Annotated in this window: 9 protein-coding genes; 4 read left to right on the top strand and 5 right to left on the bottom strand. The window is 45.8% G+C overall.

From position 1 onward, the window contains the following. The first annotated feature begins 74 nt into the window (after positions 1 to 74). The 3 genes from greB (at position 75) to envZ (ending at position 2,808) form a co-directional block, all read left to right on the top strand. Entirely contained in the window at positions 75 to 560 is a 486-nt protein-coding gene (greB, locus tag EKN56_RS18875) for a transcription elongation factor GreB (protein WP_130593199.1), read from the top strand. Between the two features lie 197 nt (positions 561 to 757). Then, positions 758 to 1,477 carry an osmolarity response regulator transcription factor OmpR gene (ompR, locus tag EKN56_RS18870; RefSeq protein WP_130593198.1) on the top strand — a complete coding sequence of 240 codons (720 nt, stop codon included), beginning with the start codon at positions 758 to 760 and terminating at the stop codon, positions 1,475 to 1,477. Further along, a complete protein-coding gene (gene envZ, locus EKN56_RS18865) occupies positions 1,474 to 2,808 on the top strand; it encodes a two-component system sensor histidine kinase EnvZ (protein WP_130593197.1) in 1,335 nt (444 codons plus the stop codon). Before ompR ends, envZ begins: the two co-directional genes overlap by 4 nt. A gap of 84 nt (positions 2,809 to 2,892) precedes the next feature. Here the strand turns inward: envZ and pckA are convergent, their stop codons facing one another. From pckA to EKN56_RS18845, 4 genes are all read right to left on the bottom strand, one after another. Beyond that, positions 2,893 to 4,515: a phosphoenolpyruvate carboxykinase (ATP) gene (gene pckA / locus EKN56_RS18860; protein ID WP_130593196.1), complete on the bottom strand. Its 1,623-nt coding sequence runs from the start codon at positions 4,513 to 4,515 to the stop codon at positions 2,893 to 2,895. A gap of 221 nt (positions 4,516 to 4,736) precedes the next feature. Further along, positions 4,737 to 5,621 (bottom strand): Hsp33 family molecular chaperone HslO, encoded by an 885-nt coding sequence (gene hslO, locus EKN56_RS18855; protein WP_130593195.1) that lies wholly within the window; start codon positions 5,619 to 5,621, stop codon positions 4,737 to 4,739. 47 nt (positions 5,622 to 5,668) lie between these two features. Then, the gene (hslR, locus tag EKN56_RS18850) at positions 5,669 to 6,073 is read right to left on the bottom strand and encodes a ribosome-associated heat shock protein Hsp15 (protein WP_130593194.1); all 405 of its coding nucleotides are present in this window, start codon (positions 6,071 to 6,073) and stop codon (positions 5,669 to 5,671) included. 159 nt (positions 6,074 to 6,232) lie between these two features. Further along, the gene (locus EKN56_RS18845) at positions 6,233 to 8,416 is read right to left on the bottom strand and encodes an IgaA/UmoB family intracellular growth attenuator (protein WP_130593193.1); all 2,184 of its coding nucleotides are present in this window, start codon (positions 8,414 to 8,416) and stop codon (positions 6,233 to 6,235) included. 350 nt (positions 8,417 to 8,766) lie between these two features. On the opposite strand from EKN56_RS18845, the gene nudE reads away from it, so the two are divergent. Then, positions 8,767 to 9,327, top strand: a complete 561-nt coding sequence (gene nudE, locus EKN56_RS18840; protein ID WP_130593192.1) for an ADP compounds hydrolase NudE — start codon at positions 8,767 to 8,769, stop codon at positions 9,325 to 9,327. Between the two features lie 62 nt (positions 9,328 to 9,389). Here nudE and EKN56_RS18835 read toward each other — a convergent pair whose 3' ends face one another. Beyond that, on the bottom strand, positions 9,390 to 12,008 hold the full coding sequence (locus EKN56_RS18835) for a PBP1A family penicillin-binding protein (protein WP_130593191.1): 2,619 nt from the start codon (positions 12,006 to 12,008) through the stop codon (positions 9,390 to 9,392). Positions 12,009 to 12,073: the final 65 nt, after the last annotated feature.

The following is a 12,073-nucleotide window of genomic DNA, read 5'->3' as shown; positions in this document are numbered from 1 at the left end:
GAATCACTATAAACTAAGGTGAAAACATTTTGATTAAGCTACAATTTGAAATAGTTTGAAGTGCAGAGAATCTAATGGCAAAAAGTAATTACATCACCCGTCAGGGCTGGGAAGCGCTGGACAAGGAATTGAAGTATTTATGGCGTGAAGAGCGTCCGGTCGTGACTCAGGCTGTGTCTGAAGCCGCAGCGATGGGAGACCGCTCTGAGAACGCTGAATACATCTATGGTAAGAAACGGTTGCGTGAAATTGACCGCCGGGTTCGATTTCTGACTAAGCGTCTGGAAGTACTGAAGATTGTTGACCCAAATCCTCAGCAGGAAGGTAAAGTATTTTTTGGTGCCTGGGTTCAGGTGGAGAACGAAGAGGGGGAGACCAACGTTTTCCGGCTGGTGGGGCCTGATGAATTTAATCCGGCAAAAAAATGGATCTCTATTGATTCGCCGGTGGCTCGGGCGCTGATTGGTAAAAAAGTGGATGATGAAGTGAGTGTGGAAACACCGAATGGCCGGGTTAGCTATTGGGTGTTAGATATTCGTTATCAACCCTTTGAAGAATAGAACGGTTTTTAAAATCGGTAAATCACGCGGATAATAAGGGTTTATCGGCGGGCGTTATGGCGCTGACCAGACACAAGTTTACAGTGATTAATCTTTGTAACAATTTTCCCGTGTCAGTTATGCAAATTATGTTGTCTCAGCTAAACCTATTTGAGATTTGAGTTTAGCTGTTCACAGGAAACCTTTGGAGCGAAATCATGCAAGAGAATCATAAGATTCTGGTCGTTGATGACGATATGCGTCTGCGTAGTTTATTAGAGCGCTATCTTACCGAGCAGGGCTTTCAGGTACGCGGCGTTGCTAATGCCGAACAGATGGACCGGTTATTAACCCGGGAGTCTTTCCACCTGATGGTACTTGATTTGATGCTCCCCGGTGAAGATGGATTATCCATTTGCCGCCGTCTGCGCAGCCAGAGTAATCCGATACCTATTATTATGGTTACCGCCAAGGGTGAAGAAGTTGACCGTATCGTCGGTCTTGAAATTGGTGCGGATGATTATATTCCGAAACCATTTAATCCAAGAGAGCTATTGGCCCGAATTCGTGCAGTGTTACGTCGTCAGGCCAATGAACTGCCCGGAGCGCCATCTCAGGAAGAAGCCGTTATTGTATTCGGTAAGTTCAAGCTAAACCTCGGTACGCGCGAAATGTTTAAAGATGATGAGCCAATGCCGTTAACCAGCGGTGAATTTGCGGTACTGAAAGCCTTGGTAAGCCATCCGAGAGAGCCGTTATCCCGGGATAAACTGATGAATCTGGCCCGTGGCCGTGAATATAGTGCCATGGAGCGCTCTATCGATGTCCAGATTTCTCGCCTGCGTCGTATGGTGGAGGAAGATGCGGCACACCCGCGTTATATCCAAACCGTATGGGGATTAGGTTACGTTTTTGTGCCGGACGGTAGCGCTGCATGATTTTTTGGCGGTTTCCTCCCCGCAGTGCGGTTGCTCGTACATTATTGCTGATAGTCTCCTTGCTGTTTATCAGTCTGGTGACAACCTACTTTGTCGTGCTGAACTTTGCCATTTTGCCAAGTATTAAGCAGTTTAATAAAGTATTGGCTTATGAAGTACGGATGTTAATGACCGACCGTTTAAAGCTTGAGGATGGAACTTACCTGATTATTCCGCCCCAATTCCAGCAAGAGATGTATCGGGAATTGGGGATTTCATTACATACTGATGCTTCTGCTGAAGAGAGTGGGTTGCGCTGGTCGCAGCGCTATGACTTTCTCAGTAAGCAGATGTCGCAACAGCTTGATGGACCCACAGAGGTTCGTATCCAGTTAGGGAACCACTCTCCGGTAGTGTGGTTGAAGACTGAACTCTCTCCGAAGGTTTGGGTCCGTGTGCCTCTGACTGAAATACGTCAGGGGGAGTTTGCCCCACTGTTTCGCTATACTCTGGCCATTATTCTGATGGTGATTGGCGGCGCCTGGCTGTTTATTCGTATTCAAAACCGACCGCTGGCGGATCTGGAACATGCCGCTCAGCAGGTTGGGATGGGGATGACGCCGCCGCCATTACGAGAGTATGGCGCATCTGAGGTGCGTTCGGTCACCCGGGCTTTCAACCGCATGACTTCCGGAGTTAAGCAATTAGATAACGATCGCACCATACTGATGGCCGGTGTTAGCCATGATTTGAGAACGCCATTAACCCGAATTCGTCTGGCAACTGAGATGATGGGATCGAAAGAAGATTATCTGGCGGAATCGATTAATAAAGATATTGAAGAGTGTAATGCCATTATTGAGCAGTTTATTGATTATCTGAGCACCGGCAGAGAACAGCGTACTGAGCCCGGTGATATCAATATTATTTTGGCTGAGGTGGTGTCTGCCAGTGGGTTGGATCAGGAGATTGCTACTGAGTTATATCACGGTGAACTGATTGCCAATATTCATCCACTCTCCATTAAACGTGCGATTGTTAATCTGATTGTTAATGCTTCCCGCTACGGTAACGGGTGGATTAAGGTTAGCAGCGGTAGGGAAGAGGGCCGAGTCTGGTTTCAGGTAGACGATGATGGCCCCGGTATTCCTGAAGAGCAGTTAGAAATGTTATTTCAGCCCTTTGTTCGGGGTGATAGCGCCCGCAGTATTAGCGGCACAGGTTTGGGGTTATCTATCTTACGTCGCATTATTGATGGCCATGACGGTGAAATCATGATGGGCACCAGTGAACGAGGTGGGCTGAGCGTGAGAATTTACCTGATGGAAAGTCGAGCTGAGGAATTGCTTTGATTGTCGTTCAGGGAATACCGCGGAACTATCAAATTATAAAGGCGCCAATTGGCGCCTTTATAGTTAACTAACCGCTAATCAGCATTACTTCACTTTTGGACCAACCGCAACCAGTGCTGCACCGGCTGGAGTATCGGTATATTTATCAAAGTTAGTGACAAACAGGTCTGCCAGTTTTTCTGCTTTCTCTTTCCATTCTGCTTCACTGGCGTAAGTGTCGCGCGGATCCAGGATCGCTGGGTTTACGCCCGGCAGAGAGGTTGGAACCGCCAGATTGAAGATTGGCAGTTGGATAGTTTCTGCGTTCTCGATTTCACCGTTCAGGATTGAGTCGATAATGGCGCGGGTATCTTTAATCGAGATACGCTTACCAGTACCGTTCCAGCCGGTGTTAACCAGATAGGCTTGTGCGCCAGATGCTTTCATTCTCTTCACCAATACTTCTGCATATTGAGTTGGGTGCAATGAAAGGAATGCAGCACCAAAACAGGCGGAGAAGGTCGGTGTTGGTTCTGTAATACCGCGCTCAGTACCTGCCAGTTTGGCAGTAAAACCAGACAGGAAGTGGTACTGGGTTTGGTCAGGCGTCAGCTTAGACACCGGAGGCAGAACGCCAAATGCATCAGCGGTTAAGAAGATAACCTTTTTCGCATGTCCCGCTTTAGAAACTGGCTTAACGATATTTTCAATGTGATAGATCGGATAGGAAACGCGAGTATTCTCGGTTTTTGAACCATCATCAAAGTCTACGCTGCCATCGGCACGTACGGTTACGTTTTCCAGCAGGGCATCACGTCTGATAGCGTTATAAATATCAGGCTCAGCCTCTTGGGAGAGTTTGATGGTTTTTGCGTAGCAGCCGCCTTCAAAGTTGAATACGCCATCATCATCCCAGCCGTGCTCATCGTCACCAATTAACTGACGTTTTGGATCGGTGGAAAGCGTCGTTTTACCGGTACCGGACAGGCCGAAGAATATTGCCACATCACCTTTATCACCCACGTTGGCAGAACAGTGCATAGACGCAATGCCCTTTAATGGCAGCAGGTAGTTCATGATGGAGAACATACCTTTCTTCATTTCGCCGCCGTACCAGGTACCGCCAATCAGTTGGATGCGTTCTGTCAGGTTAAAAGCTACAAAGTTTTCAGAGTTCAGACCCTGTTCTTTCCAGTTAGGATTGGTGCATTTTGCGCCATTCATAACGATAAAGTCTGGCTCAAAATTTTTCAGCTCTTCATCCGTTGGGCGGATAAACATATTTTTCACAAAGTGGGCTTGCCATGCCACTTCAGTAATAAAGCGTACTTTCAGACGGGTATCAGGGTTAGCACCGCAATAAGCATCGACGACAAACAGACGCTTGCCCGAAAGTTGGTTTGCAACCAGTTTTTTCAGTTCGGCCCAGACCGCAGGAGTGATAGGTTTATTATCGTTTTTACCTTTGCCCTGATCTGCCCACCACACCGTATCACGGCTGGTGTCATCACGAACGATATACTTATCCTTTGGTGAGCGACCGGTGAAAATACCGGTATCTACTGCTACAGCACCTAAGGTTGTTACTGTTCCCTTCTCATATCCCTGTAAATCAGGACGAGTTTCTTCTTTATACAGGCAATCATAGCTTGGGTTGTACACTATCTCAGTGGCGTCTTGGATACCGTAGGTAGTAAGAACTTGGGGAGTGATACGGGTTGTGCTCATAATTTTTCCTTAAAAAGATGAATACTGATGTTTATTGTAAAGGCTTTCCTGACGGTGACTGAGATAACTATCAAGGATCGACACATTGTTCTAAATTTTGCTAGAAGATGCGATCCACATCTCGGTAATTGAGAGGTGAAGCGATTAACGAAGGGATATGAGCAGAGAATAAAGATAAAAATGCCGGGAACAACGATATTTCATTCCCGGCAAAGCGTGTATTAATGACGAGTGTCGTTTTCCAACGTGGTGCTGCCATTTAACCGTAAGGCATCAATATCCATTTTTTCAAATAGATAGTGGTTGCCGCAATAATCACAGTGGATATCAATATGTCCTTCTTCCGCAATCAGGGAATCAACTTCATCCTGTGGAAGCGCCATCAGCGCTTGTGCACTGCGCTCTCTGGAACAAGTGCAATGGAAGCTAACCTTTTGGCCATCGAACAGCGTGACATCTTCTTCATGATATAAACGGCGCAGAACTTCTTCTACATTCAGTGAGAAGAGCTCTTCTCCTTTAATAGTTTCCGTCAGCGTTGCCAGATGTTCGAACTCGCTATCGTTACCTTTATGAGCAGGAAGAACCTGTAATAACATACCAGCAGCAGCAGCTTGTCCCTGATAAGCTCCGGTTCTGATAAACAGGCGAGTAGGCAACTGTTCGGACTGAAGGAAATAGGCTTCAATGCATTCTGCAACGGTTTCGCCTTCCAGACCTACCACGCCCTGATAGCGTTCACCTTCTTTAGGAATGATGGTTATAACCAGATAGCCATTACCAATCATTTGTTTTAGTGTGAAGTTATCGCTTACCTCGCCCTGAAGGCGGGCAACACCGCGCATCTCTTGTAGATTGTTGCCATTAATAACCGCCAGTTTAACCGGACCATCACCCTGAAGTTGAACGGTGATATCACCATCAAATTTTAGCGTAGCGGTCAGTAAGCTGGTGGCAACCAGCATTTCACCCAGTAAACGCTGTACTGCAACTGGATAATCATGGTTCTCAAGAATTTGACAATAGGTATCACTGAGCGAGATCAGCTCACCCCGAACATCATGTTTTTCAAATAAATAGCGGTGTAACAGATCTGCGTTTTGCATGTGTTTTCTCTCGTTAGGGCGATGGCTATTCTCAAAACATCTGGAGATTATTCATCATCACCATATTTAAATTTTATCAGATTACGGCGTTCTTTCTTGTCCGGGCGGCGATCCGGATGAGGCATGGTTAGCGCATTCAGCTTGCGTGCCTGAGAAATGTTCTCTCTTTTAGTCACACTCTCTGGTGTTTCATGGTAAAGCTGCTGCGCCTCACTGGCTCCCCGACGCTGCATACTCAAGGCATTAACAATGATGGTTCTTTCATCGTTCCCCTGTCTCAGGCGAATTTCGGCACCGACTTCAACCAGTTTACTGGGTTTGGAGCGTTGACCGTTGTAATGAACCTTGCCACCATCAACCATCTCTCTGGCAATGGCTCTGGTTTTATAAAAACGCGCAGCCCAAAGCCACTTATCGAGCCGAATATCCTGTTCTTCGGGTGGGTTTGCCATCACTGATTCTCCTGAGTGACTCCGGCAAGAGATGAAATAGACTATTTGGCTATTACACTTGCCGGGAGCATGAAACGGGGATGAAAATTGCCGATACTTCAACATATGGGCGAAATACAATAAATCAAGGTATTTCGCCCTAAGAGTGAGTGGCTGGTATTAGCTTTGCTGAACGGTGTGTCTGAAATCCTTGGCGAAACAGCGATCGTAGTATGCCTGAATTTTTTCTGTTCGATGGGCGTTTTTACGTAACCGAATAATTAATAGCGTGATGTTATAAATCAGGCTCAAGGACATAATGATAAACAGCATGCTGGAGCCCACATAACGCCAGAATGACACCAGACTGGACTCACTGTGCAGTGAAATCTTGATGGTACCATTCTCAATAGGCTGAATATCAATCACTATACCGCTGGAGCTGAAGTGAGCATTCAGTAGCTTATTCGACAGGCGTTGTAACTCAAACCATTGCTTAATCGCTGTATTGTCGTACAGCGTGTCCAGTGGAATATTTGGATGGGTCAACTCTTTGATTTCGTCACCGTCCACCATCTGTTTTTCATCATCGTCATTACGAATATAAAATCCGCCTTTAGGCTTATTGTATAACGCCTGTGCCGCCTGATGAGTCTGGCTGTAGAAGAATGAGGAAACAATAGAGTTAACCTGTGAACGAAGCGTATCTGCGGCTACAGGGCGAAGGAAAACATCAGTATCTTTCAGTGAATGGACCTGTGATTTCTCTACCAGCTCATCCCAGTCTTTTTCGTTGCTGAGAATTAACAATGATGCCTTTAACCGGCGACAGTCACCGGAATATTTACATAAATTCTCGGTTTTTAGCACAATGTCTGAAAAGTCTGGAACTACAGTCATACCGGCACGTTCAGCGGTTCTGGCCAGGTCAGGATTGTTTTTTATCGCCTGATTATTTAACGGATTAAGCTGGTAGTTCATGGTATCCAGCAGTGCAATCGCGTTATCAATCACTTCAGATGAAGGAAGAGAAGGTAAATTAGCTGAACCCCAATACATTTCCGTACAGTCAAAAGGCATAAACGGATAAAGAATATCACTGCGGTAAATGGCTGGAATACTGCACATCCCGGAACCCTGAACGGTTAAGTGATCGCCGATTTCAAGCTGCGAAGCCTTAAGCTGCTCAGGTGTGGTCACATTGATATTTTTTGAGCCGTCCAGCAAGGCCAGACTGAGTTCCAAAGGGCGCTTCATGGGGATTGACGTCAATAATAAAATGATAACCAGCAGAGAAGAAAGCGCCAGCACCAGATTTTTTCCCCAGTGGAACAGCGGAAAATTAACCGATTCATTGTGTAGTGAGAGGAATTTTCCCTGCTTCACGACATAACGATTCAGATAAATATCGATATTGGTTTTATGATCGAGATCGTAACCTACATAAGGCTGCCAATGCGGCGGATAAATCAGGTCGATAGCCCCAATAGAGATATTGGTTAACTGACCGTTATCCGATTCACCAAACAGTCCCCAGCGTTTGGGAATACCGCGTAAACAGTGGATATTGTATTGAGTTTGCTTTAACTCGCTGCGAAACATGCGCCAGATGCCGATACTTAACAGTAATATCGCCAGAGCCACTAGCCAGGGTAAAATTTCAGTGGAACTAATCAGGCTAAAGAACAAGATAATGTAAGAGAGGACGATAATGAGGGATTCATACACCTTCTTTTTCGGCTTCAAATTGTATTCAGCCGTGGTCTCTTTACGTAAACGAATTAACTCGACATTATCACTGTTTTCTTTATCTTTTGGTGCCGGATGTTTGAGTTGAGGTGCCGTAGCTGTATCACTGGTAGGGCGTTTGGATTGCACAAAGTCAGTCAGCTTATGGCCATTTAGCGAGATAGCCAGCGGAATAGTTTGTGTTTTGACGATTTCAACCTGATTAGTATTCTCAATATACTCAATCCATTCAGATTCTAAATAAATTTCAATACCATCAATGTAATAGCGCTTTATATTCTCTGTATCGTCAGGGGACGGTAGCGACATAATAGGAGAATTAGAAGCGTAAACATTATCGCTGTATGGCATCAGGGATGATTTGAGGAAATTTCCGGATTTATTTCCCTCTTTACGCACTTTTTCCAGATATTCCAGATATTCGCTGATGGCCTGCGTTTCATCTGTTGATAGTTTACGGGTACTGTTGTGTACAAAAGGCAGATGACTGGTTTGGGATTGATTGTTTTTTGCTCTCCAACGGATAAACCATTGATAAAACCCTACGCCGGACAGCGCAATAAAAATGATAAGCAATAATATGGTGAATATGCTTAGATCATTACTGGGTAACATGGATAACTCTCACTCGTTGGCCTGCCATTCTGTCATATATTGGTTAATCAATAAGGGTTAAATTTCTCTTCAAAAAGTAACTGTCAGAGACTCTCTTATCTGCACATTTTTAGCGCATCATTTTTTGTTTATCCGTACTATCTTATATTTAGTTGGCGATGGTATCAAAAAGCAGATGTAAACATTTACTTATAGTAAAGTGGTATCAGCCAGAATACAAAACCAGTAATATGAATTGCGGGCCACTTCCAAAATATTGTCATATAAATGTTTCATATTGTCAGTAATAATAAGTATAAGCCAGCTAACATTATTATTGTATGAAAGGAATTACCCCCGAGGTCTCATTAATGAGTAAAGTGCAGCAAAAACCCCAGATACTAAACGTTGAGACCATTGCTCGTTCTCGTATGTTTCGTATTCAGTCAGTTGATTTAGCTTTCAGCAATGGAGAAAACCGGGTTTACGAACGTCTGCTACCGGAAGGTCGTCAGGCGGTGATGATCGTTCCTGTAAACGGTAATGATATATTATTAATTCGTGAATATGCCGTCGCCATTGAAGACTATGAGCTGGGTTTTCCTAAAGGTTTGGTAGAACCAGATGAGGATGTACTGGTTGCCGCTAATCGCGAACTCATGGAAGAAATTGGCTATGGTGCGAAAAAGCTGACCATACTATCAAAGCTGACACTGGCTCCAACCTATTTTGCCAGCACCATGACTATTGTATTGGCCGAAGATCTGTATGCCCAGAAACTGGAAGGGGATGAGCCGGAACCGCTGACGTTGGTGACCTGGCCGCAGGAAACCATGATGGACTTACTTCATGAAGCGGATTTTAATGAAGCGCGTAATGTGAGTGCTCTGTTTCTAGCCCGGGAATATCTGCGGCAGAGAGTTGAATTGTAGCAATAAATTAAACAATAAAAAGGCCGTTCAGTTGAACGGCCTTTTTACATTAACGATACTAATCAGAACAGTTCATGGGTGTTACCACCGCTGTCGGTTACCGTTGTACCAACTTCAGAGTAAGCTCGAGCGGTCGGTTCAGTACCTTTAATAAAGTATTCTGAACGGCTACGGCCACCACCAGGAAGTTGTCCTGTCGACATATCGATAGTCACGCTGATAATGCCTTTTGGTTGTGGTGTAGTCTGTACCGGTAAGCCATTTAGCGCAACCTTCATGAAGTTAATCCAGGCTGGCTGAGCACTCTGCGCACCCGCTTCACCACGACCTAATCCACGGCGGTGATCGTCAAAGCCAATCCAGACGGACGTCACGGTGGATGGGCCAAAACCAGAGAACCAGGCATCTTTTGAACTGTTAGTGGTACCGGTTTTACCACCGATATCATTACGTTTTAGATCCCTTGCCGCACGCCAACCGGTACCGTTCCAACCACCACCTGGTTCTCCAGAGATATCACTCTTCAATGCATCCTGTACCAGGAAGGCTAACTCAGAGCTGATAACGTGAGGGGCATAAGGATCTGCCGGTGGAACCTTAGATGGATCAATTTTCGCCAGATTTGGTACTGGTGCGATATTGTTAACTGCATTCTCAGTTAATGGATCGACATCGTCTGAACTATCATCAGCAGGATCTGCAGGTTCTGGATTGGCCGTAGCTGCCGCAGCAAGAGCCGCTGCAGTTGCTGCGGCATCTTCCGGACTGCGCAGGTCAACGGTGTTACTAACCAGCGCCTGAGATTTTGCCGTTGCGCCATAAATCACCGGAATATCGCAGGTAAAGCCACAGGCCACCTTAGGTTTAGCACCAAAGATAACGGCACCAGTATCATCTTCAATTTTGGCGATGAAATAAGGGTCAACTAAATAGCCACCGTTGGCGAATACCGCATAACCACGCGCTAATTGCAGCGGGGTAAATGACGCCGCTCCCAGCGCTAATGACTCAGTTCGCGAAATGTTTTGTTCCGGGAATCCAAAACGTTGCAGATAATCAGCAGCATAATCCACGCCAATAGCACGCATTGCGCGAACGATCATTACGTTTTTGGATAAACCTAAACCAACCCGTAAACGCAGAGGGCCGGCATACGTAGGCGGTGAGTTTTTAGGTGACCAGGTTTTACCACCACCAACGTTTAGCGTAATCGGCAAGTCGGTTAACAATGTAGAAAGGGTCATCCCTTTATCCAATGCCGCGGCATAAACGAATGGCTTGATATTAGACCCGGCTTGACGAACGGACTGAGTGACCCGGTTAAATTTACTTTGGTTAAAATCAAATCCACCCACTAATGCTTTGATGGCACCATCGTGTGGATCTAATGAGATTAACGCAGAGTTAACGCCAGGGATTTGTGATAATACCCAGTTCTCACCGCTCTTACGGATCCAAATTTGCTGACCGGCTTTAACCACATCGGTCACTTTTCTTGGGCTGGCGCCCATTGCCCGATCGTTAATAAACGGTCTGGCCCAGCGCATGGCCGAGAACGGTAACGTCAGAGCTTCGCCATCGTGAAGCATTAGGGTGGCCTGTTGGCCTTCCGTTTTTGTCACTACAGCAGGAATAAGAGGGCCGTAGCTGGAAACGCCTTTCAGGAAATCAACAATCTGCTGTTTTTCCCACGGGGTTTCAGCCCCTTTCCACAGCACATGCTCAGGACCACGGTAACCATGGCGCATATCATAATCAATGATATTGTTGCGCACCGCGTCGGTTGCTGCTGTTTGCAAGGATTTGGTCACCGTGGTGTAAACCTTGTAACCATCGGTATAAGCATTTTCACCAAATCTATCAATCATTTCCTGACGTACCATTTCCGCCAGATAAGATGCGGTAAACGCCACCTCTGGTTCATGGTAGTTAGCGACCAACGGTGAGTTTTTAGCTTCCATGTACTCTTGCTGAGTAATGTATTTCTCTTCCAACATACGATAAAGCACGGTATGACGACGTACCAGTGCCCGGTCAGGATAGTTGATCGGGTTGTAGCTGGATGGTGCTTTTGGCAGACCGGCGATCATCGCCATTTCGCTTAACGTCAGTTGGCTGACATCTTTACCGAAATAGACGTGCGCAGCGGCGCCAATACCATAAGCCCGTGAACCCAGATAAATTTTGTTTAGATAGAGCTCAAGAATCTCATCTTTGGTCAACGATCTTTCAATACGAATGGCCAGAAAAGCCTCTTTTGCCTTACGAGTAATGGTTTTCTCAGGGCTAAGGAAGAAGTTTCTTGCCAGCTGTTGAGTGATGGTACTGGCCCCTTGCTGGGCAGAACCAGCACCAACGGCAACGACTAACGCACGGGCAATACCAATAGGGTCAAGACCGTGGTGCTCATAGAAACGGCTATCTTCTGTTGCCAGAAATGCATGAATTAACTGAGGCGGCATTTGTTTTAGCGTCACCGGAATGCGGCGCATTTCACCAAATTGAGCAATAAGCTCTCCCTCTGCGCTAAATACCTGCATAGGCATCTGTAGTTTGACTTCTTTTAACGTTGAAACATCCGGTAGTTCCGGTTCAAGGTATTTATAGAGGCCAAAAATCGCGCCAATTCCCAAAAAAAAGCAACAAATTGCAATGATGAACAAATACTTTACGAACTTCACCTGATAATTCCCATGCAATGGACATTGAGTGGTTTATAAACAATCGGTCGATAGTATAAAGGCAA

Source organism: Limnobaculum zhutongyuii, from assembly GCF_004295645.1.
GTDB lineage: Bacteria > Pseudomonadota > Gammaproteobacteria > Enterobacterales > Enterobacteriaceae > Limnobaculum > Limnobaculum zhutongyuii.
This window is presented reverse-complemented; position numbering and strand designations above follow the sequence as displayed.

What these genes read in the sequence shown, in the direction of transcription:
- greB (WP_130593199.1), top strand. Translation starts at nt 75, where the DNA reads ATGGCAAAAAGTAATTACATCACCCGTCAGGGCTGGGAAGCGCTGGAC.
- ompR (WP_130593198.1), top strand. Translation starts at nt 758, where the DNA reads ATGCAAGAGAATCATAAGATTCTGGTCGTTGATGACGATATGCGTCTG.
- envZ (WP_130593197.1), top strand. Translation starts at nt 1,474, where the DNA reads ATGATTTTTTGGCGGTTTCCTCCCCGCAGTGCGGTTGCTCGTACATTA.
- pckA (WP_130593196.1), bottom strand. Translation starts at nt 4,515, where the DNA reads ATGAGCACAACCCGTATCACTCCCCAAGTTCTTACTACCTACGGTATC.
- hslO (WP_130593195.1), bottom strand. Translation starts at nt 5,621, where the DNA reads ATGCAAAACGCAGATCTGTTACACCGCTATTTATTTGAAAAACATGAT.
- hslR (WP_130593194.1), bottom strand. Translation starts at nt 6,073, where the DNA reads ATGGCAAACCCACCCGAAGAACAGGATATTCGGCTCGATAAGTGGCTT.
- EKN56_RS18845 (WP_130593193.1), bottom strand. Translation starts at nt 8,416, where the DNA reads ATGTTACCCAGTAATGATCTAAGCATATTCACCATATTATTGCTTATC.
- nudE (WP_130593192.1), top strand. Translation starts at nt 8,767, where the DNA reads ATGAGTAAAGTGCAGCAAAAACCCCAGATACTAAACGTTGAGACCATT.